16 protein-coding genes, 5 tRNA genes, 2 rRNA genes and 1 other RNA gene are annotated in these 26,159 nt (G+C 52.6%); 20 read left to right on the top strand and 4 right to left on the bottom strand.

Annotated elements, in window-relative coordinates; all coding sequences use genetic code 11:
• Positions 1-8 precede the first annotated feature (8 nt).
• The 5 genes from ACX9GU_RS02165 (at position 9) to birA (ending at position 6,094) form a co-directional block, all read left to right on the top strand.
• Positions 9-84, top strand: a tRNA-Glu gene (locus ACX9GU_RS02165).
• A gap of 242 nt (positions 85-326) precedes the next feature.
• Positions 327-3,234, top strand: a 23S ribosomal RNA gene (locus ACX9GU_RS02170).
• 107 nt (positions 3,235-3,341) lie between these two features.
• Positions 3,342-3,457 (top strand): 5S ribosomal RNA (rrf, locus tag ACX9GU_RS02175).
• A 640-nt stretch (positions 3,458-4,097) separates the two neighbouring features.
• On the top strand, positions 4,098-5,135 hold the full coding sequence (murB, locus tag ACX9GU_RS02180) for a UDP-N-acetylmuramate dehydrogenase (RefSeq protein WP_209524244.1): 1,038 nt from the start codon (positions 4,098-4,100) through the stop codon (positions 5,133-5,135).
• Entirely contained in the window at positions 5,132-6,094 is a 963-nt protein-coding gene (birA, locus tag ACX9GU_RS02185; RefSeq protein ID WP_473193726.1) for a bifunctional biotin--[acetyl-CoA-carboxylase] ligase/biotin operon repressor BirA, read from the top strand. Before murB ends, birA begins: the two co-directional genes overlap by 4 nt.
• 41 nt (positions 6,095-6,135) lie before the next feature.
• Here the strand turns inward: birA and coaA are convergent, their stop codons facing one another.
• Together coaA and ACX9GU_RS02195 are read right to left on the bottom strand one after the other, a co-directional pair.
• On the bottom strand, positions 6,136-7,086 hold the full coding sequence (gene coaA, locus ACX9GU_RS02190) for a type I pantothenate kinase (protein WP_209524246.1): 951 nt from the start codon (positions 7,084-7,086) through the stop codon (positions 6,136-6,138).
• Between the two features lie 220 nt (positions 7,087-7,306).
• A complete protein-coding gene (locus tag ACX9GU_RS02195; protein WP_021182235.1) occupies positions 7,307-7,855 on the bottom strand; it encodes a GNAT family N-acetyltransferase in 549 nt (182 codons plus the stop codon).
• Between the two features lie 396 nt (positions 7,856-8,251).
• Between ACX9GU_RS02195 and ACX9GU_RS02200 the strand changes: the two genes are divergently transcribed.
• The 15 genes from ACX9GU_RS02200 (at position 8,252) to shiA (ending at position 24,037) form a co-directional block, all read left to right on the top strand.
• Positions 8,252-8,327: transfer RNA gene (locus ACX9GU_RS02200), tRNA-Thr, on the top strand.
• A gap of 38 nt (positions 8,328-8,365) precedes the next feature.
• Positions 8,366-8,450: transfer RNA gene (locus ACX9GU_RS02205), tRNA-Tyr, on the top strand.
• Between the two features lie 44 nt (positions 8,451-8,494).
• A non-coding RNA gene (locus ACX9GU_RS02210) (RtT sRNA) lies at positions 8,495-8,644 on the top strand.
• Positions 8,645-8,684: 40 nt separating this feature from the next.
• Positions 8,685-8,759 (top strand) — tRNA-Gly (locus tag ACX9GU_RS02215).
• Between the two features lie 6 nt (positions 8,760-8,765).
• Positions 8,766-8,841: transfer RNA gene (locus tag ACX9GU_RS02220), tRNA-Thr, on the top strand.
• A gap of 111 nt (positions 8,842-8,952) precedes the next feature.
• Positions 8,953-10,137: an elongation factor Tu gene (gene tuf / locus ACX9GU_RS02225; RefSeq protein ID WP_046808053.1), complete on the top strand. Its 1,185-nt coding sequence runs from the start codon at positions 8,953-8,955 to the stop codon at positions 10,135-10,137.
• 256 nt (positions 10,138-10,393) lie between these two features.
• A complete protein-coding gene (gene secE / locus ACX9GU_RS02230) occupies positions 10,394-10,777 on the top strand; it encodes a preprotein translocase subunit SecE (protein ID WP_021182153.1) in 384 nt (127 codons plus the stop codon).
• Position 10,778: 1 nt separating this feature from the next.
• Entirely contained in the window at positions 10,779-11,324 is a 546-nt protein-coding gene (nusG, locus tag ACX9GU_RS02235) for a transcription termination/antitermination protein NusG (protein WP_021182154.1), read from the top strand.
• Between the two features lie 157 nt (positions 11,325-11,481).
• Positions 11,482-11,910: a 50S ribosomal protein L11 gene (gene rplK / locus ACX9GU_RS02240; protein WP_024531017.1), complete on the top strand. Its 429-nt coding sequence runs from the start codon at positions 11,482-11,484 to the stop codon at positions 11,908-11,910.
• Positions 11,911-11,913: 3 nt separating this feature from the next.
• Positions 11,914-12,618: a 50S ribosomal protein L1 gene (rplA, locus tag ACX9GU_RS02245; protein ID WP_473193727.1), complete on the top strand. Its 705-nt coding sequence runs from the start codon at positions 11,914-11,916 to the stop codon at positions 12,616-12,618.
• 331 nt (positions 12,619-12,949) lie between these two features.
• A complete protein-coding gene (gene rplJ / locus ACX9GU_RS02250; RefSeq protein WP_024485329.1) occupies positions 12,950-13,447 on the top strand; it encodes a 50S ribosomal protein L10 in 498 nt (165 codons plus the stop codon).
• A 65-nt stretch (positions 13,448-13,512) separates the two neighbouring features.
• Positions 13,513-13,878 carry a 50S ribosomal protein L7/L12 gene (gene rplL / locus ACX9GU_RS02255; RefSeq protein ID WP_021182158.1) on the top strand — a complete coding sequence of 122 codons (366 nt, stop codon included), beginning with the start codon at positions 13,513-13,515 and terminating at the stop codon, positions 13,876-13,878.
• A gap of 332 nt (positions 13,879-14,210) precedes the next feature.
• Positions 14,211-18,239 (top strand): DNA-directed RNA polymerase subunit beta, encoded by a 4,029-nt coding sequence (gene rpoB, locus ACX9GU_RS02260; RefSeq protein ID WP_021182159.1) that lies wholly within the window; start codon positions 14,211-14,213, stop codon positions 18,237-18,239.
• 118 nt (positions 18,240-18,357) lie between these two features.
• Positions 18,358-22,581: a DNA-directed RNA polymerase subunit beta' gene (gene rpoC, locus ACX9GU_RS02265; protein ID WP_021808068.1), complete on the top strand. Its 4,224-nt coding sequence runs from the start codon at positions 18,358-18,360 to the stop codon at positions 22,579-22,581.
• 109 nt (positions 22,582-22,690) lie between these two features.
• Positions 22,691-24,037: a shikimate transporter gene (gene shiA / locus ACX9GU_RS02270; protein WP_473193728.1), complete on the top strand. Its 1,347-nt coding sequence runs from the start codon at positions 22,691-22,693 to the stop codon at positions 24,035-24,037.
• 178 nt (positions 24,038-24,215) lie between these two features.
• On the opposite strand, the gene thiH is transcribed toward shiA, so the two are convergent.
• Together thiH and ACX9GU_RS02280 are read right to left on the bottom strand one after the other, a co-directional pair.
• Entirely contained in the window at positions 24,216-25,379 is a 1,164-nt protein-coding gene (gene thiH, locus ACX9GU_RS02275) for a 2-iminoacetate synthase ThiH (protein ID WP_059199057.1), read from the bottom strand.
• Complete coding sequence (locus ACX9GU_RS02280; protein WP_473193729.1) at positions 25,379-26,158, bottom strand: thiazole synthase; 780 nt, start codon at positions 26,156-26,158, stop codon at positions 25,379-25,381. The genes thiH and ACX9GU_RS02280 overlap by 1 nt, the downstream gene beginning before the upstream one ends.
• Between the last annotated feature and the right edge of the window lies 1 nt (position 26,159).

Consider the following 26,159-nt stretch of genomic DNA (forward strand, 5'->3'; position numbering starts at 1 on the left):
GATTTTGTGTCCCCATCGTCTAGAGGCCTAGGACACTGCCCTTTCACGGCTGTAACAGGGGTTCGAATCCCCTTGGGGACGCCATCCGATAATGAGTGAAAGACATTATCACCGGTCATTCGTGACTGATTATCTTAAAGATGACTCTTGCGAGTCGTGTTTAAGATATTGCTCTTTAACAATCTGGAACAAGCTGAAAATTGAAACATGACAGCTGAAACTTATCCCTCCGTAGAACTATTGGGGTAAGGATTAACCTGTCATAGAGTCTCTCAAATAAACAGCGCGACAGTGTCTCTGTTTACAGAAACACCTTCGGGTTGTGAGGTTAAGTGACTAAGCGTACACGGTGGATGCCTAGGCAGTCAGAGGCGATGAAGGGCGTGCTAATCTGCGAAAAGTGTCGGTAAGGTGATATGAACCGTTATAACCGGCAATACCCGAATGGGGAAACCCAGTGTGTTTCGACACACTATCGTATGGTGAATACATAGCCATACGAGGCGAACCGGGGGAACTGAAACATCTAAGTACCCCGAGGAAAAGAAATCAACCGAGATTCCCCTAGTAGCGGCGAGCGAACGGGGAACAGCCCAGAACCTGAATCAGTTCTTGTGTTAGTGGAAGCGTCTGGAAAGTCGCGCAGCAAAGGGTGATAGCCCCGTACACTAAAATGCATTAACTGTGAGTTCGATGAGTAGGGCGGGACACGTGACATCCTGTCTGAATATGGGGGGACCATCCTCCAAGGCTAAATACTCCTGACTGACCGATAGTGAACCAGTACCGTGAGGGAAAGGCGAAAAGAACCCCGGCGAGGGGAGTGAAATAGAACCTGAAACCGTGTACGTACAAGCAGTGGGAGCACCTTCGTGGTGTGACTGCGTACCTTTTGTATAATGGGTCAGCGACTTATATTTTGTAGCAAGGTTAACCGTATAGGGGAGCCGTAGGGAAACCGAGTCTTAACTGGGCGAATAGTTGCAAGGTATAGACCCGAAACCCGGTGATCTAGCCATGGGCAGGTTGAAGGTTGGGTAACACTAACTGGAGGACCGAACCGACTAATGTTGAAAAATTAGCGGATGACTTGTGGCTGGGGGTGAAAGGCCAATCAAACCGGGAGATAGCTGGTTCTCCCCGAAAGCTATTTAGGTAGCGCCTCGTGAACTCATCTTCGGGGGTAGAGCACTGTTTCGGCTAGGGGGCCATCCCGGCTTACCAAACCGATGCAAACTCCGAATACCGAAGAATGTTATCACGGGAGACACACGGCGGGTGCTAACGTCCGTCGTGAAGAGGGAAACAACCCAGACCGCCAGCTAAGGTCCCAAAGTCATGGTTAAGTGGGAAACGATGTGGGAAGGCATAGACAGCCAGGATGTTGGCTTAGAAGCAGCCATCATTTAAAGAAAGCGTAATAGCTCACTGGTCGAGTCGGCCTGCGCGGAAGATGTAACGGGGCTAAACCATGCACCGAAGCTGCGGCAGCGACGCTTAGGCGTTGTTGGGTAGGGGAGCGTTCTGTAAGCCGTTGAAGGTGAACTGTGAGGTTTGCTGGAGGTATCAGAAGTGCGAATGCTGACATAAGTAACGATAAAGCGGGTGAAAAACCCGCTCGCCGGAAGACCAAGGGTTCCTGTCCAACGTTAATCGGGGCAGGGTGAGTCGACCCCTAAGGCGAGGCCGAAAGGCGTAGTCGATGGGAAACAGGTTAATATTCCTGTACTCGGTGTTACTGCGAAGGGGGGACGGAGAAGGCTAGGCTAGCCGGGCGACGGTTGTCCCGGTTTAAGCGTGTAGGGGGAGTGACCTGGTAAATCCGGTTACTTATCAACCCTGAGGCGTGATGACGATGCACTACGGTGCAGAAGTAGTTGATGCCCTGCTTCCAGGAAAAGCCTCTAAGCATCAGGTAACATCAAATCGTACCCCAAACCGACACAGGTGGTCAGGTAGAGAATACCCAGGCGCTTGAGAGAACTCGGGTGAAGGAACTAGGCAAAATGGTGCCGTAACTTCGGGAGAAGGCACGCTGGCGCGTAGGTGAAGAGACTTGCTCTCGGAGCTGAAGCCAGTCGCAGATACCAGCTGGCTGCAACTGTTTAATAAAAACACAGCACTGTGCAAACACGAAAGTGGACGTATACGGTGTGACGCCTGCCCGGTGCTGGAAGGTTAATTGATGGGGTCAGCCGCAAGGCGAAGCTCTTGATCGAAGCCCCAGTAAACGGCGGCCGTAACTATAACGGTCCTAAGGTAGCGAAATTCCTTGTCGGGTAAGTTCCGACCTGCACGAATGGCGTAATGATGGCCAGGCTGTCTCCACCCGAGACTCAGTGAAATTGAACTCGCTGTGAAGATGCAGTGTACCCGCGGCAAGACGGAAAGACCCCGTGAACCTTTACTATAGCTTGACACTGAACATTGAGCCTTGATGTGTAGGATAGGTGGGAGGCTTTGAAGTGTGGACGCCAGTCTGCATGGAGCCAACCTTGAAATACCACCCTTTAATGTTTGATGTTCTAACTCGGCCCCATAATCTGGGGTGAGGACAGTGTCTGGTGGGTAGTTTGACTGGGGCGGTCTCCTCCCAAAGAGTAACGGAGGAGCACGAAGGTTAGCTAATCACGGTCGGACATCGTGAGGTTAGTGCAAAGGCATAAGCTAGCTTGACTGCGAGAGTGACGGCTCGAGCAGGTACGAAAGTAGGTCTTAGTGATCCGGTGGTTCTGAATGGAAGGGCCATCGCTCAACGGATAAAAGGTACTCCGGGGATAACAGGCTGATACCGCCCAAGAGTTCATATCGACGGCGGTGTTTGGCACCTCGATGTCGGCTCATCACATCCTGGGGCTGAAGTAGGTCCCAAGGGTATGGCTGTTCGCCATTTAAAGTGGTACGCGAGCTGGGTTTAGAACGTCGTGAGACAGTTCGGTCCCTATCTGCCGTGGGCGTTGGAAGATTGAGAGGGGTTGCTCCTAGTACGAGAGGACCGGAGTGAACGCACCACTGGTGTTCGGGTTGTCATGCCAATGGCACTGCCCGGTAGCTAAGTGCGGAAAAGATAAGCGCTGAAAGCATCTAAGCGCGAAACTTGCCTCGAGATGAGTCTTCCCTGGGCCTTTAAGGTCCCTGAAGGAACGTTTAAGACTAAGACGTTGATAGGCTGGGTGTGTAAGTGCAGCGATGCATTGAGCTAACCAGTACTAATGATCCGTGAGGCTTAACCTTACAACACCAAAGGTGTTTTAGAGAGATTGAAGTAGATTTTCAGCGGGTTCCGAGATTGGTTTCGATGGCGACACGAGAGTGAAGCGGTTGGAATGAAACAGAATTTGCCTGGCGGCAATAGCGCGGTGGTCCCACCTGACCCCATGCCGAACTCAGAAGTGAAACGCCGTAGCGCCGATGGTAGTGTGGGGTCTCCCCATGCGAGAGTAGGACACTGCCAGGCATCAAATAAGCCAAGAGGCCATCCGCAAGGATGGCCTTTTTGCTATGTGTCGGAAACAGAAATGCCCCTCACCCCCACCCTCTCCCAGAGTACCAGCTGAGAACAACTGAACACCCGTGCGGGGGAGAGGGAGCAGTCCGGCGTCGTGGATGAGTGAGTGCGGCTTCGGCAAGTCGGAACCTTTGATGAACCCATGCCGTTTCGGCAGTGATGAGTAATCAGAAAGATAAGAAGTTCTGAGGAATACCAGCGGACTCGATCGGTCCCCTCTCCCTGTGGGAGAGGGTTAGGGTGAGGGGATGGTATCACTCGGCTATCCCGAATTATCTCCGCATAGGTAAACGATTAAATATAACCGGGTTCCCACCTGGAAATATTCATGAAATTTTTAGTTCCAAACCCGCCAGGCTAATTCATACATATCATTAATGCTGATAGATTTTATATAACTCAGACTTGTGCTTGAATCAAGATAATAGAATTATCATATTGTTATGATTTACAAGGATATTTTTAATATCCCATGAAGTCAGAGGTTATTAGCTAACAAGAAATTACCAGTGAGTAAAAACAAATAATAGCCATGCGCGGTGGATCGAGTAGACTAGATGATAATTTGTTCCGTCAGAGTATTTAAATCATGTCTACTGAAAGCGCGTCATTAAAAAATCACAATACTTTTGCGCTCCCGGTCAACGCAGCGCATTTAGTCATTGCCGAAGAAATTGAAATGATGATTAAAGCATGGCAGCAAGCGCAAAAGCGCCAACAGCCACTGCTGGTACTCGGTGAAGGGAGCAACGTCCTGTTCCTGGAGGATTTTGCCGGTACGGTCATGATTAACCAGTTAAAAGGTATCACCGTCAGGGAAGAGCAGGACGCCTGGCATCTGCATGTCAGCGCCGGAGAGAATTGGCACCATCTGGTTAGCCAGATGCTCGAGCGTGGCATCCCCGGGCTGGAAAATCTGGCATTGATCCCGGGTTTGGTCGGTTCGGCGCCGATCCAGAATATTGGGGCTTACGGCATTGAGCTCAAACAGGTCTGTGAGTATGTCGACCTGCTGAACCTGACTACGGGTGAAATCGATCGTATGGATCCTGAACGCTGCCAGTTTGGTTACCGGGAAAGCGTTTTTAAGCATGAGCTTAAGCAAGGCTTCGTGATTGTGGGCGTTGGTTTACGGCTTAGCAAACAGTGGAGTCCGTTGCTGAACTACGGCGACCTTGCCAAGCTGGATCCCAAGACGGTAACGCCGCAGCAGGTATTTGACGCGGTATGCGCCATGCGGCGCAGCAAGCTGCCAGATCCACGTATTACCGGCAATGCAGGCAGCTTCTTTAAAAATCCCCTGGTGAGCGGGGAAGCCGCTAAAGCGTTATTAGCCCAATATCCTGCAATGCCACATTATCCGCAGCCGGACGGACAAGAAAAGTTGGCTGCCGGTTGGCTGATCGATCAGTGTTCACTCAAGGGGCATCAGATCGGTGGCGCAGCGGTGCACCGTCAGCAGGCCTTGGTGTTGGTAAATGCCGATAATGCCAGCAGCCAGGATGTGGTAGCACTGGCCAGGCATGTGCGCAATACGGTCGCGCAGAAATTCGATGTCTGGTTAGAACCAGAGGTACGTTTTATCGGGGCTACTGGTGAGCTGGATGCCGTAGAGGTCATTTCATGAGAGACACCACAGTACCACTGAAGATCATCTCCCTACTGGCGGACGGCGAGTTCCACTCTGGCGAACATTTGGGTGAGTCATTGGGAATGAGCCGCGCAGCGATTAACAAGCATATTCAGACTATCCGGGAGTGGGGCTTGGATGTGTTCACTGTTCCGGGGAAAGGCTATAGCCTACCTGCGGCGATCAACTTGCTGGATGCTGAGCGTATACTTGGCTTACTGGAAGACAAGCGGGTCACGGTGTTGCCCGTGGTTGATTCAACCAACCAGTATCTGTTGGACAGGCTTGCAGAACTGACATCCGGTGATGCCTGTATAGCCGAGTATCAGCAGGCAGGGCGTGGGCGACGTGGTCGGCAGTGGGTTTCGCCTTTCGGGGCCAACCTATATTTATCCATGTTCTGGCGTCTTGAACAAGGGCCAGCGGCCGCGATGGGGTTGAGCCTGGTTATTGGCATCGTGATGGCAGAAGTGTTGCAGCGTCTCGGTGCAGAACAGGTCCGTGTGAAGTGGCCCAATGATTTATACCTTAACGATCGCAAGTTGGCCGGTATTCTGGTTGAGCTGACCGGTAAAACCGGGGATGCAGCCCAGTTGGTGCTGGGTGCGGGTATCAACATGGCGATGCGCGAAACCAACGCCAGTCAGATTGATCAGCGCTGGATCAACCTACAGGAGGCCGGGATCACTATCGATCGTAATGAATTGGCCGCCAAATTGCTTAATGAACTACGAAATTCATTACGGCAATTTGAAATAGATGGGTTAGCACCCTTTATTTCACGTTGGCGTCAATTAGATAATTTTATCGATCGTCCGGTGAAGCTATTAATTGGTGAACAACAGATTTTCGGTATTGCCCGCGGTATTGATCAGCAGGGTGCATTGCTGCTTGAACAGGAAGGAGTCATTAAACCCTTTATTGGTGGTGAAATATCTTTGCGGAGTGCTGAATAAGCTAAAATAAGAGAGGCCATTGGCCTCTCTTACGCTATCGATTATTTCCGTAACCGTACATTTTCCACAGCATGATTGGCACTCTTGGTCATAATCAAGCTGGCTCTCTCGCGAGTCGGTAATATATTCTGCTGTAAATTCAATCCATTAATCTCATTCCACAGCTGAGTGGCAATGTTGATCGCCTCTGTTTCCGGCAACTGCGCATAGCTATGGAAATAGGAGTCTGGATTAGAGAACGCACCCTGACGGAATTTCAGGAAGCGGTTGATATACCAACTTTGCAATAGATCGCCAGGGGCATCGACATAGATTGAGAAATCAACAAAGTCGGAAACAAATACCCGGTGAGGATCGTGTGGATAGTCCATACCGCTTTGTAAAACATTCAATCCTTCCAGGATCAGAATATCAGGCTGTTCGATAACTTTATTGCCTTCAGGTACGACGTCATAGATCAGGTGAGAGTAAACCGGGGCTGTAACACGTTTGGCACCGGATTTAACTTCCGAAACGAATTTCACCAGGCTATGCATATCGTAGGATTGCGGGAATCCTTTTTTCTTCATCAGGCCGCGCTCATTCAGCACCTTGTTCGGGTGCAGAAAGCCGTCTGTGGTGATCAGCTCCACGCTACGATGTTCCGGCCAGCGGCTCAACAACGCCTGCAATAAACGCGCTGTGGTACTTTTACCCACGGCTACGCTGCCAGCAATGCCAATCACATAAGGAATGCGTTGGCCATCGGTACCAAGGAATTGCTCCAGAACTGCCTGGCGACGCAGGTTAGAACTGATATAGAAGTTCAGCAACCGTGAGAGCGGCAAGTAGATCTGTGCGACTTCTTCCAAGGAGAGATCTTCGTTAATCCCTTTGAGTTTAACAATCTCTTCTTCTGACAGCGTCAGCGGCACCGAATCCCGTAACGCGGCCCACTGGCTGCGATCGAACTGAAGGTAAGGCGTCGCTAAAGATTGATCTCTTTTTATCATAAGCCAAATTCTGCCTGTTAACGCAGGTTGGGAAAGGCGCTGGACGCCAACTCCAGATAATAATCAAACTGCATATTATAGACAGCTGGCTTTTAGGCGTAGACTTTTTTCGCAATTGTGGTCGATTAGTGGCAGTTTTTACCAATAGTGCGAACAGGCACGCAATTGAGAAAGGGCCTGTTGCAAGGCGGTATCACTGGGCAATGATACCGTTTTCAGGTCAGCTAGCGGCGGCGCGAGAGGGTTGCTGAACGGCAAACAGCCGCTTGTAGTAAATCGCCGTAGGATGGTAATACCCGTCGGGAGCCGCGGCGTAATCGGGTATCTCCCCGAGGCAACGATAGCCCAACGAGCGATACAGCCCTTCGGCTGCAGAACCGGCCTGGGTGTCCAGATAAAGCAGGCCACGGCGGATCTCAAGCGCCATTTTTTCCAGCGTTTTCATCAACGCCTGCCCAACGCCATTGCGGCGGGCGCGGCTGTGCACCAGCAGTTTTTGTACTTCGGCCCGGTTGCGGCCGTTCGGCTTTTGACACAGGGCGAGTTGGACTGTGCCAATGACGCCGCTTTCGTCTCTGGCAATCCACAATAGCAACTCTCCTTTGGCCAACGCTGGGCGCAGGCTATGGAAGTAGCTTTCGGCATCTTCGTGGGGAATTTGCGTGTCGTAACCTACTGAAGCCCCGTGAGTGACCGCATCGGTGAGCAACTGCGCCAGCTCGGCGCGGTATATGGGAAGCGTTGCCGCATTGATCAGGACAATTTTCATCGGTCATACCTCCTGGCTATTAGGGATTAATGAAGATAAGCAATAAGTGCGCCAATGCGGCTAACCTGTGCGGTTGCAGCCAATCCAGGGACGAAAGCGGTATGTATAGGCACCATCAGAGAGCACCGTCCTCTTTGTGGTGCATTATCCCGATCGCGGCTTTCAACCGATGGGCTATCTTTGATTGATCGATACGACAAAGCGCAGGGAAAGCTTCAGCAGGATAGGTCTAAGATAGTTTAGATTAATGCCCATAATTGATGAAATTTTGCGCCTCAACGGTGAAAAATTGCGAGCCGGATGCAGAAATCGGCTGATTTATGAGCGATAGGGCTTAGATCGCAATTTTTTTGTTGCATAGGCCGTCAGCTCTACCTAGAATGCGCTGCACTTGATGCCGGCTTAGCTCAGTAGGTAGAGCAACTGACTTGTAATCAGTAGGTCACCAGTTCGATTCCGGTAGCCGGCACCATTCAAGTATAAAGTGGTCAGTAAAAGTAGTTAAAATCTGGTGGGGTTCCCGAGCGGCCAAAGGGAGCAGACTGTAAATCTGCCGTCACAGACTTCGAAGGTTCGAATCCTTCCCCCACCACCATATTAGACCTGAGGCACTGGGTCACACCGAGCGAAATCATTAAGATGAGCATCGTTCGGGGAAGGTAAGAACCTTATAACAAGGTTCAAGTCTCACAAAGTGAGACAATGCCTTCAAACAGTTCGCGCCGCGTAACGGAAGTTGCTGGCACGAAGGGTGAAGAGTTAAGCGACGAACAATCCTTCTCTCCACCTTTAAAGTCTACAGAAAAGTCAGGTAGCCGAGTTCCAGGATGCGGGCATCGTATAATGGCTATTACCTCAGCCTTCCAAGCTGATGATGTGGGTTCGATTCCCACTGCCCGCTCCAAGATGTGCTGATATAGCTCAGTTGGTAGAGCGCACCCTTGGTAAGGGTGAGGTCGGCAGTTCGAATCTGCCTATCAGCACCACTTCTTAATTTCTCGCCCCCTGATTTTCTTTCTGTTTCCTGAATTCAACAAGCAAATGCTTGGTTGATGTGGTGATACCACCGATTTATCCGTGTCTTAGAGGGACAATCGATGTCTAAAGAAAAATTTGAACGTTCAAAACCGCACGTTAACGTCGGTACTATCGGCCACGTTGACCACGGCAAAACTACCCTGACTGCTGCAATCACTACCGTTCTGGCTAAAACCTACGGTGGTTCTGCACGTGCTTTCGACCAGATCGATAACGCGCCAGAAGAAAAAGCTCGTGGTATCACCATCAACACTTCTCACGTTGAATATGACACCCCGACTCGTCACTACGCGCACGTTGACTGCCCAGGGCACGCCGACTACGTGAAAAACATGATCACCGGTGCTGCTCAGATGGACGGCGCTATCCTGGTTGTAGCTGCGACTGACGGCCCTATGCCTCAGACTCGTGAGCACATCCTGCTGGGTCGTCAGGTTGGCGTTCCTTACATCATCGTATTCATGAACAAATGCGACATGGTTGATGATGAAGAGCTGCTGGAACTGGTAGAAATGGAAGTTCGTGAACTTCTGTCTGCTTATGACTTCCCTGGTGATGACCTGCCGGTTGTTCGTGGTTCAGCGCTGAAAGCACTGGAAGGCGAAGCTGAGTGGGAAGCTAAAATCATCGAGCTGGCCGGTCACCTGGATTCTTACATCCCAGAACCAGAGCGTGCTATCGACCAGCCGTTCCTGCTGCCAATCGAAGACGTATTCTCCATCTCCGGTCGTGGTACCGTAGTTACCGGTCGTGTTGAGCGCGGTATCGTTAAAGTTGGCGAAGAAGTTGAAATCGTTGGTATCAAAGACACCGTTAAGTCTACCTGTACTGGCGTTGAAATGTTCCGCAAACTGCTGGACGAAGGCCGTGCTGGTGAGAACGTTGGTGTTCTGCTGCGTGGTATCAAGCGTGAAGACATCGAACGTGGTCAGGTACTGGCTAAACCAGGTTCCATCAAGCCACACACTCAGTTCGATTCAGAAGTGTATATCCTGAGCAAAGAAGAAGGTGGTCGTCATACTCCATTCTTCAAAGGCTACCGTCCACAGTTCTACTTCCGTACAACTGACGTGACCGGTACCATCGAACTGCCAGAAGGCGTAGAGATGGTAATGCCAGGCGATAACGTGAACATGGTTGTTACCCTGATCCACCCAATCGCTATGGACCAAGGCTTGCGTTTCGCAATCCGTGAAGGCGGCCGTACCGTTGGCGCAGGTGTTGTTGCCAAAGTTATCGCTTAATCGCGGATAACATTTGACGCGACATGCGATAAAAGGGCATCATTTGATGCCCTTTTTCTACGCTGTGAACTAGAACCTATCTCATCAGCGATTTTGCAGTCATAATCATTGGTGAGATGGGCTCTTAAACGGTATTGACTGAAATACGTCATGGCGTAAAACACCGAGATGCTGCCAAGCGGCATCTGTTCGGTTTGGTTTGCCTCGCATTGCGAGGCAAAGTTGTTTGTTCGAATCATTAGTGACAGGTTGGTTTATGAGTGCGAATACCGAGGCTCAAGGGAGCGGGCGCGGCCTTGAAGCGGCCAAGTGGTCAATCGTCGCCGTTCTGTTGGTTGTGGCTATCGTCGGTAACTATTACTACCGTGATTTCAGCCTGCCGCTGCGTGCGTTGGCCGTTGTCGTGGTTATTGCCGTTGCAGGTGCAGTGGCATTGATGACCACTAAAGGCAAAGCCACCGTTGCGTTTGCGCGCGAAGCGCGTACTGAAGTACGTAAAGTGATCTGGCCAACTCGTCAGGAAACGTTACACACCACGTTGATCGTTGCCGCGGTAACCGCCGTGATGTCACTGATTCTGTGGGGCCTGGATGGTATATTGGTCCGTCTGGTATCGTTTATTACTGGCCTGAGGTTCTAAAATGTCTGAAGCCCCAAAAAAACGCTGGTACGTCGTTCAGGCGTTTTCCGGTTTTGAAGGTCGCGTAGCGCAATCGCTGCGTGAACATATCAAACTGCACGATATGGAAGAGCTGTTCGGCGAAGTCATGGTTCCCACCGAAGAAGTGGTGGAGATCCGTGGTGGTCTGCGTCGTAAGAGTGAGCGTAAATTCTTCCCTGGCTATGTACTGGTTCAGATGGTGATGAATGACGCCAGCTGGCACTTGGTGCGCAGTGTTCCTCGTGTTATGGGCTTCATCGGTGGAACTTCCGATCGTCCTGCACCGATCAGCGATAAAGAAGTGGACGCCATTATGAACCGCCTGCAGCAGGCTGGTGATAAACCACGTCCGAAAACCATGTTCGAGCCGGGTGAACTGGTGCGCGTCAACGATGGTCCATTTGCTGACTTTAACGGTGTCGTTGAAGAAGTGGACTACGAGAAGAGCCGCCTGAAAGTATCTGTCTCCATCTTTGGCCGTGCAACGCCGGTGGAACTGGACTTTAGCCAGGTAGAAAAAGGCTGATCAAATAATCAGCAAGGCGAGCGGATTTGTGGCTTGTCAGAGGCGCGAAATTGAACTATAATTTCGCGCCTTTTGTTTTTAGATGTCTTGCTCTTGCAGCGAGACGAAACACGGGGAGCCTCTCAGGAGGCGATATTACCCAAACGAGGAAATTTCAATGGCCAAGAAAGTACAAGCCTACGTTAAGCTGCAAGTTGCAGCCGGTATGGCTAACCCAAGTCCACCAGTTGGTCCAGCTCTGGGTCAGCAAGGTGTTAACATCATGGAATTCTGTAAGGCATTCAACGCTAAGACTGACAGCGTTGAGAAAGGCCTGCCGATCCCGGTTGTTATTACAGTTTATTCTGATCGCTCCTTCACTTTCGTAACCAAAACCCCGCCGGCAGCAGTTCTGCTGAAGAAAGCGGCTGGTGTTAAGTCTGGTTCCGGCAAGCCAAACAAAGATAAAGTTGGCAAAGTGACTAGTGCACAGGTTCGTGAAATCGCAGAAACCAAAGCTGCGGACATGACTGGTTCTGACGTTGAAGCGATGATTCGCTCCATCGAAGGTACTGCTCGTTCCATGGGCCTGGTAGTGGAGGATTAAGAAATGGCTAAGCTGACCAAGCGCATGCGCGTGATCCGTGACAAAGTTGATGCTACTAAACAGTATGACATCCTCGAAGCTGTTGCTCTGCTGAAAGAGCTGGCCACCGCTAAATTCGTAGAAAGCGTTGACGTTGCCGTTAACCTCGGCATCGACGCTCGTAAATCAGACCAAAACGTACGTGGTGCTACCGTTCTGCCACACGGCACCGGTCGCAGCGTTCGCGTTGCCGTATTTGCCCAGGGCCCTAACGCTGAAGCTGCTAAAGCTGCAGGCGCAGAGCTGGTAGGTATGGAAGATCTGGCTGACCTGATCAAGAAAGGCGAGATGAACTTCGACGTAGTTATTGCTTCCCCGGATGCAATGCGCGTTGTAGGTCAACTGGGCCAGGTTCTGGGTCCACGTGGTCTGATGCCTAACCCGAAAGTGGGTACCGTTACCCCTAACGTTGCTGAAGCTGTGAAGAACGCTAAAGCAGGTCAGGTTCGTTATCGTAACGACAAAAACGGTATCATCCACACCACTATCGGTAAGGTTGATTTCGACACAGACAAGCTGAAGGAAAACCTGGAGTCTCTGCTGGTTGCGCTGAAAAAAGCCAAACCATCTCAGGCAAAAGGCATGTACATCAAGAAAGTTAGCCTTTCCACCACCATGGGTGCTGGCGTTGCTATCGATCAAAGCGGCTTGACTGCTGTAGCGAACTAATCACCCGGTGATTAATCGCTTTGACTTGGGGGTGGGATTCATCTAGAATCTTATCCCCCAAGGTTCTGCTACGTGCGGAACAACAGATTTTTCGGTTGGAGCCTGGCCTATCCAGGCCTCCGTCCAAGACCGCAGGTGTGCCGTAAGGCACTTAATCCTTCCTGCGTAGACGGTGACAGAGCCTAAAGAAATTTTTTCTTTTTTAAAAAGAATGGTCTTTGCTGGATTCTGCTCACCGTGTTAAGCCGCTCAACGGCGCGTGTTCGCACAAGCTGTTGAGTGAAGTGAGTTCCGGGGATTTTCCCCGGCTAAATCCAGGAGCAAAAAGCTAATGGCATTAAATCTTCAAGACAAACAAGCGATTGTTGCTGAAGTCAACGAAGTAGCCAAAGGCGCGCTGTCTGCGGTAGTTGCGGATTCTCGTGGCGTTACCGTTGATAAAATGACTGAACTGCGTAAAGCAGGTCGTGAAGCTGGCGTTTACATGCGTGTTGTTCGCAACACCTTGATGCGTCGCGTAGTTGAAGGCACTCCGTTCGAATGCCTGAAAGACACGTTTGTCGGTCCTACCTTGATTGCATTCTCTACTGAACATCCGGGCGCTGCTGCTCGTCTGTTCAAAGAGTTCGCGAAAGCGAATGCAAAATTTGAGGTTAAAGCTGCGGCCTTTGAAGGTGAGCTGATCCCTGCGGCACAAATCGACCGCTTGGCAACGCTGCCTACTTACGATGAAGCAATCGCACGCCTGATGGCAACCATGAAAGAAGCCGCTGCTGGCAAATTGGTTCGCACTCTGGCTGCAGTACGCGATCAGAAAGAAGCGGCATAAGCCTCTCTCTTTCTTAGCCTTTGCTTACGTATTTAAACTATTTCTGAATTTTAGGAACTTTTGTTATGTCTATCACTAAAGACCAAATTATCGAAGGCGTTGCAGCCCTGTCTGTAATGGAAATCGTTGAACTGATCGCCGCTATGGAAGAGAAGTTCGGTGTTTCTGCTGCTGCTGTAGCTGCAGGTCCTGCTGCTGCTGTTGAAGCTGCTGAAGAAAAAACTGAATTCGACGTTGTACTGAAAGGTATCGGCGCGAACAAAGTTGCAGTAATCAAAGCAGTACGTGGCGCAACTGGCCTGGGTCTGAAAGAAGCTAAAGACCTGGTTGAGTCTGCACCAGCAGCACTGAAAGAAGGCATCAGCAAAGACGACGCTGAAGCACTGAAAAAAGCTCTGGAAGAAGCTGGCGCTGAAGTTGAAGTTAAATAAGCCACTGCTTTTGGAGTGCAGTCTGTTTTAACTAACAGACTGATGGCTGGTGACTTTTTGGTCACCAGCCTTTTTGCGCTGTAGGGCGTCAGTAGAGTTTCACACTGTTTGACTACTGGCTAACCCCAATATTTCTTTCTATCGACGACTTAATATACTGCCCTCTGCGCCGCAGCCGAATCTGCCGCCACGGCAATGAAATGATTTAAGCGTGATAGAAACGAGTATTGCGGAAAGTGTTCTCGCTTTCCGGTCAACAAAACGGTGTTGCATGAACCGTCCCCTATCCGGACGGACAATAGGTTCGACTTTCCAGCGAGCTGAGGAACCCTATGGTTTACTCCTATACCGAGAAGAAACGTATTCGTAAGGATTTTGGTAAGCGTCCACAAGTTTTGGACATACCTTATCTCCTTTCTATCCAGCTTGACTCGTTCCAGAAATTTATCGAGCAAGATCCAGAAGGGCAATACGGCTTAGAAGCCGCATTCCGTTCTGTTTTCCCGATCCAGAGCTACAGTGGCAATTCGGAGCTGCAATACGTTAGCTACCGTCTTGGTGAGCCGGTGTTTGACGTTAAAGAGTGCCAGATCCGTGGTGTGACGTACTCTGCACCGCTGCGCGTAAAACTGCGCCTGGTCATCTACGAACGTGAAGCACCAGAAGGTACGGTCAAAGACATCAAGGAACAAGAAGTCTATATGGGCGAAATTCCGCTCATGACCGAAAACGGTACCTTTGTAATTAACGGTACTGAGAGGGTTATCGTATCCCAGCTGCATCGTAGTCCTGGTGTGTTCTTCGACAGCGATAAGGGTAAAACCCACTCCTCGGGCAAAGTGCTGTATAACGCACGTATCATCCCTTACCGTGGCTCATGGCTGGATTTCGAGTTTGACCCGAAAGACAACCTGTTCGTGCGTATCGACCGTCGCCGCAAACTGCCTGCGACCATTATTCTGCGCGCGCTGAGCTACACCACTGAGCAGATCCTTGACCTGTTCTTTGAGAAAATTGTTTTCGAGATCCGTGATAACAAGCTGCAGATGGAGCTGGTTCCAGAGCGTCTGCGTGGTGAAACTGCGTCCTTCGATATCGAAGCCAACGGTAAGATCTACGTTGAGAAAGCACGCCGTATCACCGCTCGTCATATCCGTCAGCTCGAAAAAGACGAAATTCGCAGCATTGAAGTACCGGTTGAGTACATCGCGGGCAAAGTGGTCGCGAAGGACTATATCGATACCAATACCGGCGAACTGATCTGTGCAGCCAACATGGAGCTGTCACTGGATCTGTTGGCCAAGCTGAGCCAGTCAGGCCACAAGCGTATCGAAACGCTGTTCACCAACGATCTGGACCACGGTGCGTACATCTCTGAAACCGTACGTGTCGACCCAACCAGCGATCGTCTGAGCGCTCTGGTAGAAATCTACCGCATGATGCGCCCTGGTGAGCCACCAACGCGTGAAGCGGCGGAAAGCCTGTTCGAGAACCTGTTCTTCTCTGAAGACCGCTACGATCTGTCTGCGGTTGGCCGGATGAAGTTCAACCGTTCTCTGCTGCGTGACGAGATCGAAGGTTCGGGCATCCTGAGCAAAGACGACATCATCGAAGTGATGAAGAAGCTCATCGATATCCGTAACGGTAAAGGCGAAGTGGACGATATCGACCACTTGGGCAACCGTCGTATCCGTTCCGTTGGCGAAATGGCCGAGAACCAGTTCCGTGTCGGTCTGGTACGTGTTGAGCGTGCGGTGAAAGAACGTCTGTCCCTGGGCGATCTGGATACCCTGATGCCTCAGGACATGATCAACGCCAAGCCAATTTCGGCGGCGGTGAAAGAGTTCTTCGGTTCAAGCCAGCTGTCCCAGTTTATGGACCAGAACAACCCGTTGTCCGAGATCACGCACAAACGTCGTATCTCTGCATTGGGCCCAGGCGGTCTGACCCGTGAACGTGCCGGCTTTGAAGTTCGAGACGTACACCCGACTCACTACGGTCGCGTGTGCCCAATCGAAACGCCGGAAGGTCCAAACATCGGTCTGATCAACTCCTTGTCCGTGTACGCACAGACCAACGAGTATGGCTTCCTGGAAACCCCGTACCGCCGCGTGCGTGACGGCGTGGTTACCGATGAAATCAACTATCTGTCTGCTATTGAAGAAGGCAACTTCGTTATCGCTCAGGCGAACTCCAACCTGGACGAAGAAGGCCGCTTTGAAGAAGACCTGGTTACCTGTCGTAGCAAAGGCGAATCAAGCCTGTTTAGCCGCGACCAGGTTGACTATATGGACGTATCAACCCAGCAGGTTGTATCCGTTGGTGCTTCACTGATCCCATTCCTGGAACACGATGACGCCAACCGTGCATTGATGGGTGCGAACATGCAACGTCAAGCGGTGCCAACCCTGCGTGCTGACAAGCCGCTGGTAGGTACAGGTATGGAACGTGCCGTAGCGGTTGACTCCGGTGTTACTGCCGTAGCCAAACGCGGTGGTGTGATCCAGTACGTGGATGCTTCCCGTATCGTTATCAAAGTTAACGAAGACGAGATGTACCCGGGCGAAGCAGGTATCGATATTTATAACCTGACCAAGTACACCCGTTCTAACCAGAACACCTGTATCAACCAGATGCCTTGTGTGAATCTGGGTGAGCCAATCGAGCGCGGCGACGTGCTGGCAGATGGCCCGTCTACAGACCTGGGTGAACTGGCATTGGGTCAGAACATGCGCGTCGCGTTCATGCCTTGGAACGGCTACAACTTCGAAGACTCCATCTTGGTCTCCGAGCGTGTAGTACAGGAAGATCGCTTCACCACCATCCACATCCAGGAACTGGCTTGCGTGTCTCGCGACACCAAACTGGGGCCGGAAGAGATCACCGCCGACATCCCTAACGTGGGTGAAGCAGCGCTCTCCAAGCTGGATGAATCCGGTATCGTGTATATCGGTGCAGAAGTGACCGGTGGCGACATTCTGGTTGGTAAGGTAACGCCGAAAGGTGAAACCCAGCTGACGCCAGAAGAGAAGCTGCTGCGTGCGATCTTCGGTGAGAAAGCGTCTGACGTTAAAGACTCTTCTCTGCGCGTACCAAACGGCGTTTCCGGTACGGTTATCGACGTGCAGGTCTTTACCCGCGATGGCGTGGACAAAGACAAGCGTGCGTTGGAAATCGAAGAGATGCAGCTGAAGCAGGCGAAGAAAGACCTGACTGAAGAACTGCAGATCCTGGAAGCTGGCCTGTTCGCTCGTATCCATGCGGTACTGGTTTCTGGTGGTATCGAAGCCGAGAAGCTGAGCAAACTGCCACGCGATCGCTGGTTGGAACTGGGCCTGACCGACGAAGACAAGCAAAACCAGCTGGAACAGCTGGCAGAGCAGTACGACGAACTGAAATCCGACTTCGAGAAGAAGCTGGATGCCAAGCGTCGTAAGATCACCCAAGGCGACGATCTGGCACCAGGCGTGCTGAAAATCGTCAAGGTGTATCTGGCCGTTAAGCGTCAGATCCAACCGGGTGACAAGATGGCAGGCCGCCACGGTAACAAGGGTGTTATCTCCAAGATCAACCCGATCGAAGATATGCCTTACGATGAAAACGGTACGCCGGTTGACATCGTTCTGAACCCGCTGGGCGTTCCATCGCGTATGAACATCGGTCAGATCCTGGAAACTCACCTGGGTATGGCGGCGAAAGGCATTGGTGAGAAGATCAACCAAATGCTCAAGCAGCACCAGGAAGTGGCCAAGCTGCGTGAATTCATCCAGAAGGCTTACGATCTGGGTGACGGCGTTTGCCAGAAAGTTGACCTGAACACCTTCACCGACGACGAAGTCTTGCGTCTGGCAGAGAACCTGAAAAAAGGTATGCCGATCGCAACCCCAGTCTTCGATGGTGCGAAAGAGTCAGAAATCAAGCAACTGCTGGAAATGGGCGGTATCCCGACTTCAGGTCAGATTACGCTGTTTGATGGCCGTACCGGCGAGCAGTTCGAGCGCCAGGTAACCGTCGGCTATATGTACATGCTGAAACTGAACCACTTGGTTGACGATAAGATGCACGCGCGTTCTACCGGTTCTTACAGCTTGGTTACTCAGCAGCCGCTGGGTGGTAAGGCGCAATTCGGTGGTCAGCGCTTCGGTGAGATGGAAGTGTGGGCGCTGGAAGCATACGGCGCAGCTTACACCTTGCAGGAAATGCTTACCGTTAAGTCGGATGACGTCAACGGCCGTACCAAGATGTACAAAAACATCGTGGATGGCGATCACCGTATGGAACCAGGCATGCCGGAGTCCTTCAACGTACTGTTGAAAGAAATCCGCTCGCTGGGTATCAACATCGAACTGGAAGGCGACTAATCGCTATTCCAGCTCTGGCTCCCGACCTTAGGGAGCCAGAGGGTGGTTGTTCAGGTCACACGGGCGCACGATTTGTCAGCGTGCTCCCAACAGGTTTAACTCCGACAGGAGCCAATCCGTGAAAGACTTATTAAAGTTTCTGAAAGCGCAAACTAAGACCGAAGAGTTTGATGCGATCAAGATTGCTCTGGCATCGCCAGACATGATCCGTTCATGGTCGTTCGGTGAAGTTAAAAAGCCGGAAACCATTAACTACCGTACGTTCAAACCTGAGCGTGACGGCCTTTTCTGCGCCCGTATCTTTGGGCCGGTAAAAGATTACGAGTGCCTGTGCGGTAAGTACAAGCGCTTGAAACACCGCGGCGTGATCTGTGAGAAGTGCGGCGTTGAAGTGACCCAGACCAAAGTACGCCGTGAGCGTATGGGCCACATCGAACTGGCTTCTCCGACTGCGCACATCTGGTTCCTGAAATCGCTGCCTTCGCGCATCGGTTTGCTGCTGGATATGCCGCTGCGTGACATCGAACGTGTACTGTACTTCGAATCCTACGTGGTAGTCGAAGGCGGTATGACCAACCTCGAGCGTCGTCAGATCCTGACTGAAGAGCAGTATCTGGATGCGCTGGAAGAGTTTGGTGACGAATTCGACGCCAAGATGGGTGCGGAAGCTATTCAGGCCCTGTTGAAAAACATGGATCTGGAAGCCGAGTGTGAGCAGCTGCGTGAAGAGCTGAACGAAACCAACTCCGAAACCAAGCGTAAGAAGCTGACCAAGCGTATCAAGCTGCTGGAAGCGTTCGTGCAATCTGGTAACAAGCCAGAGTGGATGATCCTGACCGTGCTGCCGGTACTGCCGCCAGATCTGCGTCCATTGGTTCCATTGGATGGTGGCCGTTTCGCGACTTCAGATCTGAACGATCTGTACCGCCGCGTGATCAACCGTAACAACCGTCTGAAACGCCTGCTGGATCTGGCTGCGCCTGACATCATCGTGCGCAACGAAAAGCGTATGCTGCAAGAAGCGGTAGATGCCCTGCTGGATAACGGCCGTCGCGGTCGTGCCATCACCGGTTCCAACAAACGTCCTCTGAAATCTTTGGCCGACATGATCAAAGGTAAGCAGGGTCGTTTCCGTCAGAACCTGTTGGGTAAACGTGTTGACTACTCTGGTCGTTCTGTAATCACCGTAGGTCCATACCTGCGTCTGCATCAGTGCGGTCTGCCGAAGAAAATGGCACTGGAGCTGTTCAAACCGTTCATCTACGGCAAGCTGGAACTGCGTGGCCTGGCCACAACGATCAAAGCCGCCAAGAAAATGGTTGAGCGCGAAGAAGCCGTCGTTTGGGATATCCTGGACGAAGTGATCCGCGAACACCCGGTACTGCTGAACCGTGCACCAACCCTGCACCGTTTGGGTATCCAGGCGTTTGAACCGGTTCTGATCGAAGGTAAAGCGATCCAGCTGCACCCGCTGGTTTGTGCGGCATACAACGCCGACTTCGATGGTGACCAGATGGCTGTTCACGTACCGTTGACGCTGGAAGCCCAGCTGGAAGCGCGTGCGTTGATGATGTCTACCAACAACATCCTGTCACCAGCGAACGGCGAGCCAATCATCGTTCCTTCTCAGGACGTTGTATTGGGTCTGTACTATATGACTCGTGACTGTGTTAACGCCAAAGGCGAAGGCATGGTTCTGACGGGTCCTAAAGAAGCTGAACGCGTTTACCGCGCCGGTCTGGCCTCTCTGCATGCACGCGTAAAAGTGCGTATTACAGAAGAGATCAAGAATACCGAAGGTGAATCTGTTCACCAGACTTCGATTATTGATACCACCATCGGTCGCGCCATCCTGTGGATGATCGTACCGCAAGGTCTGCCTTACTCGATCGTTAACCAGCCTCTGGGCAAGAAAGCGATCTCCAAGATGCTGAACACCTGTTACCGCATCCTGGGCCTGAAGCCGACCGTAATCTTCGCTGACCAGATCATGTACACCGGTTTTGCTTACGCTGCCCGTTCAGGCGCATCCGTAGGTATCGATGACATGGTTATCCCAGCCAAGAAAGCAGAGATCATCGAAGAAGCGGAAACCGAAGTTGCCGAGATCCAGGAGCAGTTCCAGTCTGGTCTGGTTACCGCGGGCGAACGCTACAACAAAGTGATCGATATCTGGGCTGCGGCCAACGAACGTGTTGCTAAAGCGATGATGGAAAACCTGTCGGTTGAAGACGTGGTTAACCGTGACGGCGTGGTGGAACAACAAGTTTCCTTCAACAGCATCTTTATGATGGCCGACTCCGGTGCTCGTGGTTCTGCCGCTCAGATCCGTCAGTTGGCGGGTATGCGTGGCCTGATGGCCAAGCCAGATGGCTCCATCATCGAAACGCCAATCACAGCGAACTTCCGTGAAGGTCTGAACGTACTCCAGTACTTCATCTCCACGCACGGTGCTCGTAAAGGCTTGGCGGATACCGCACTGAAAACGGCAAACTCCGGTTATCTGACCCGTCGTCTGGTTGACGTGGCGCAGGACCTGGTAGTGACCGAAGACGACTGTGGTACTCACAACGGCATCATGATGACTCCGGTTATCGAAGGTGGTGACGTTAAAGAGCCACTGCGTGAACGCGTTCTGGGTCGTGTGACCGCTGAAGATGTCATCAAGCCGGGTACGGCTGACATCCTGGTGCCACGTAACACCCTGCTGAACGAGAAGACCTGTGACCTGTTGGAAGAGAACTCTGTCGACAGCGTTAAAGTCCGTTCCGTAGTTAGCTGTGAAACCGACTTTGGTGTGTGCGCCAACTGCTATGGTCGCGACCTGGCACGTGGCCACATCATCAACAAAGGTGAAGCTATCGGCGTTATCGCGGCCCAGTCCATCGGTGAGCCGGGTACACAGCTGACGATGCGTACGTTCCACATCGGTGGTGCGGCATCTCGTGCGGCAGCAGAATCCAGCATCCAGGTGAAGAACAAAGGTAACCTGAAGCTGAGCAACGTGAAGTTCGTTATGAACGCCTCAGGCAAGCTGGTCATTACCTCGCGTAATACCGAACTGAAGCTGATCGACGAATTCGGCCGTACCAAAGAAAGCTACAAAGTGCCTTACGGTGCCGTAATGGGCAAAGGTGATGGTGCAGAAGTTAACGGCGGCGAAACCGTTGCTAACTGGGATCCACACACCATGCCGGTTGTGACCGAGGTGAGCGGTTTCATTCGCTTCGCCGATATGGTTGACGGCCAGACCATTACCCGCCAGACCGACGAACTGACCGGTTTGTCTTCTCTGGTGGTACTGGACAGCGCAGAACGTACCGGTAGCGGTAAAGACCTGCGTCCGGCACTGAAAATCGTTGATGCCAAAGGCGACGACGTATTGATCCCAGGTACTGATATGCCTGCTCAATACTTCCTGCCGGGTAAAGCGATTGTGCAGCTGGAAGACGGCATTCAGATCGGTGCGGGTGATACCTTGGCGCGTATTCCTCAGGAATCCGGCGGTACCAAGGATATTACCGGTGGTCTGCCACGCGTTGCGGATCTGTTCGAAGCACGTCGTCCGAAAGAGCCGGCAATCCTGGCTGAAATCAGCGGGATTATCTCGTTCGGTAAAGAGACCAAAGGCAAACGTCGCCTGGTAATCTCTCCACTGGACGGCAGCGACGCTTACGAAGAGATGATCCCTAAATGGCGTCAGCTCAACGTGTTCGAAGGTGAAATTGTGGAACGTGGTGACGTTGTTTCTGACGGCCCAGAATCTCCACATGACATTCTGCGTCTGCGTGGTGTGCATGCGGTTACCCGCTACATCACCAACGAAGTGCAGGAAGTTTACCGTCTGCAAGGCGTTAAGATTAACGATAAACACATCGAAGTTATCGTTCGTCAGATGCTGCGTAAAGGGACCATCGTTAGCGCTGGTAGCACCGAGTTCCTGGAAGGCGAACAGGCTGAAGTATCACGCGTCAAGATTGCTAACCGTAAACTTGCTGCTGAAGGCAAGATCGAAGCAACCTTCTCACGCGATCTGCTGGGTATCACCAAGGCTTCCTTGGCGACCGAGTCCTTCATCTCTGCTGCATCGTTCCAGGAAACGACGCGCGTTCTCACCGAAGCGGCTGTTGCCGGTAAGCGTGATGAACTGCGCGGCCTGAAAGAGAACGTGATCGTGGGCCGTCTGATCCCAGCCGGTACCGGTTACGCTTATCACCAGGATCGTATGCGCCGTAAGGCTCTGGGTGAAACTCCGGTTGTTCCGCTGGTTAGCGCGGAAGAAGCGACAGCCAACCTGGCCGAATTGCTCAACGCTGGCAACCTGGGTGGCAGTGACGAATAAGTCACCTGATCCCTGACTGTACGTTTTGCAGTGAATGACTAAAGCCCTGGCTATCCTAGCCGGGGCTTTTTGTTGTACAGTGCTGTAAAGTTAAAATAACGGAACAGGCATGGACACCTCAACTTCAGTCAGTGGCAGCCGCGCTGCCAACAGCGAAATAACCTCACCAATCCAGTACTCGCAAAGCCGGGCGCGGCGTGCCGCCTGGGGAAGCTTTGTTGGCGCCGTAGTCGATTGGTACGACTTCCTGCTGTACGGAATAGTTGCCGCTTTAGTCTTTAACACCGAATTTTTCCCGCAGGTCAGCCCAACGATGGGCACGCTGGCCGCCTTTGGCACCTTTGGCGTCGGTTTTCTGTTCCGCCCGCTAGGTGGCATGGTGTTCGGGCACTTTGGCGATAAGCTGGGCCGTAAGCGCATGCTGATGATCACCGTCTGGATGATGGGGATCTCTACGGCGTTGATCGGCCTGTTGCCCTCTTTCGATTCAGTCGGCTGGTGGGCGCCGGTCATGTTGGTGCTGCTACGAGCGGTGCAAGGGTTTGCCGTGGGCGGCGAATGGGGCGGTGCTGCCTTGCTGGCGGTAGAAAGCGCGCCGAAGAAGAGAAAAGCCTTTTACAGCAGCGGTGTACAGATTGGTTTTGGCGTCGGTTTGCTGTTGGCTACCGGCTCGGTTTCCCTCGTCAGCCACTTCACTAGCAATGCGGACTTTATTAGCTGGGGCTGGCGTTTGCCATTCCTGTTCAGCCTGGTGCTGGTCGCCATTGCCTGGTGGATCCGTAACGGCATGGACGAGTCGCAGGAGTTTGAAGCCAATAAAACGCTGCACGAACGGGCCGAGAAAATTCGCAAATTCCCGATCTTTGAGGCGCTGCGCCAGAATCCCAAAGCCTTCTTGTTGATCATTGCCCTACGCTTTGGCGAACTGCTGACGATGTATATTGTCACGGCCTTTGCCATGAACTACTCGACCACCCATCTTGGTCTGTCACGGGATCTGTTCCTGAATATCGGCTTGTTGGTGGGAGCGGTGAGCTGTGTCTCGATCCCTTGCTTTGCCTATTTGGCCGATAGCTTTGGCAGACGCCGGATCTACGTGACGGGGGCATTGATTGGTGTTGCCAGCACGGTACCGTTTTTCATGGCGCTCGAGAGCCGTAACACGGTGATGATTATCTTCTTTGCCATCATGCTGGGAAATATGGCGCACGACATGCTGGTCAGCGTGCAGCAGCCGATGTTTACCGAACTGTTCGGCACGGCATACCGTTATAGCGGTGCTGGAGTGGGTTATCAGGTCGCAAGCGTGGTCGGCGGGGGCTTCACGCCGTTTATTGCCGTGTTGCTGGTGGAGTTGATGGACGGCTCCTGGCATCTGGTTGCCGCCTATCTGGCGCTAGGGTGCCTGCTTTCGGCCATTGTAGGTATGCGTATGAAACCCCAGACGGCCGAATAAAGCAGAGGAACCGGAAGCGTGCGGCCAGTCCCCGCACGCTCCGGCGTTTGGTAAGCAAGGCTATCAAGAGGGGGAGATAACCTTGGTTGGCTTAGGAACGCTTGCCAACACCGCCACTATAACCAGGCCATTTTTCCCTGCCAGCTTGCCTTGGCGGCTTTGCGCAGTGTTTCCAGACCTATTGGCTCGATGGTGCAACCGTTGCAGGTAGTTGCGTAGCGCGTCCCAGATAATCATCCCAATCTTTCCACACCGGCTGTAGCCCAGCGGCACCGATCGCTTGTGCCACCTGCTGCGGCGTTCGGCTGTCGTGCGGTTCGAACTGTTCCAGCTCTGGCGGCACATCGTCGGCATAACCACCCGGCTGGGTTTTGGAACCGGCACTGACGCTGTTTATGGCTACCGGGATCATATGGTCGCGGAAGAAGGCAGACTCCCGCGTAGATAATGAAAGCTCCACGTCAGGTGCGAATAACCGGAAAGCACAGATCAACTGTACCAGCTGCGGTTCACTCATGATCGAGGCCGGCTCAATACCACCGGCGCAGGGCCGCAGGCGAGGGAACGAGATGGAGTAACGGCTCTGCCAGTAAGTCTGTTGCAGATAAAACAGATGCTCCGCCAGCAGATAGCAGTCCGTGCGCCAACTGCTGGAAAGCCCGATCAACGCCCCCAGGCCGATCTTGTCGATCCCGGCGCGTCCCAGACGATCCGGCGTACTCAACCGCCAATGAAAATCCTGTTTCTGGCCACGCAGATGGTGCTGCTGATAGGTCGCGGGATGATAGGTTTCCTGATAGACCAACACACCGTCCAGCCCAAGGGTTTTCAGCTCGGCGTAGTCTTGTTGTGCCAGAGGCTGCACCTCCATCATCAGCGAACTGAAATGGCGGCGAATGGCGGGCAGATGCTGGCGGAAGTAATCCATGCCGACTTTGCGCTGATGTTCCCCGGTCACCAGCAGCAGATGCTCAAACCCTAGCGCCTTGATGGCCGCACATTCCCGTTCGATCTCTGCCGCATCCAGCGTTTTGCGCTTGAGGTGGTTACTCATCGAAAAACCGCAGTAGGTACAATCGTTGGCACACAGGTTAGAAAGATATAACGGCACATAAAAGCTCACCACGTTACCGAAACGCTGGCGGGTGAGCTGCTGTGCTCGTTGCGCCAGGGGCTCCAGATAGGGGGCAGCAGCAGGGGAGATAAGCGCCATAAAATCCTCCCGCGTCAGCTTGGGGCTATTGAGTGCCTGCTCAACGTCACGCGCCGTTTTGCTGTTAATGCGCAGCGTCAGGTCATCCCAATCCCACCCGAGCAGGCGCTCGCTAAAATCACTGGCCATCAGCGTGTCTCCTCTGAATGGCTGAGAAACGCCGTCAGCGGACTGGATGCTGCGGCGATAGACTGGCGGCTGCCTAGCCCTGAGTTGCGTGCTAACTCTCCGGCCTCCAGTGCCAGGCGGAAAGCCTGGGCCATTTGCACCGGATCCCGCGCCACGGCGATGGCGGTATTGACCAGTACCGCATCGGCTCCGAGTTCCATCGCCTCTAACGCATGGCTTGGGGCACCGATCCCGGCATCAATGACTACCGGCACTTGGGCCTGCTCAATAATGATTTCAAGGAAATCACGGGTCAGTAAACCACGGTTAGAACCGATCGGCGCGCCAAGTGGCATCACGGCGGCACAACCTGCTTCTTCCAGCCGCTTACATAGCAGCGGATCGGCACCGCAGTATGGCAGTACCACAAAGCCCTGTTTGACCAGGGTTTCCGCTGCCTTGAGCGTTTCGATCGGATCTGGCAGCAGGTATTTCACCTCTGGGTGAATTTCCAGTTTGACCCAGTGAGTCCCCAGTGCTTCACGCGCCAGCCGGGCGGCAAACACCGCCTCATCTGCCGTTTTTGCCCCGGAAGTGTTGGGCAGTAATTTCACGCCCAACCGTTGCAGCGGTGCCAGAATGGCGTCATTCCCGCCACGCAGGTCGACGCGTTTCATCGCCATAGTGACCAGTTGTGAGCCGGAGGCCTGTAGCGCAGCCAGCATTAACTCGGGCGAGGCGAATTTCCCCGTGCCGGTAAACAGGCGTGAGGTAAAGGTGGTGTCGGCGATTTGCAGCATG

It is taken from the genome of Serratia sp. K1WW1, from assembly GCF_055790865.1.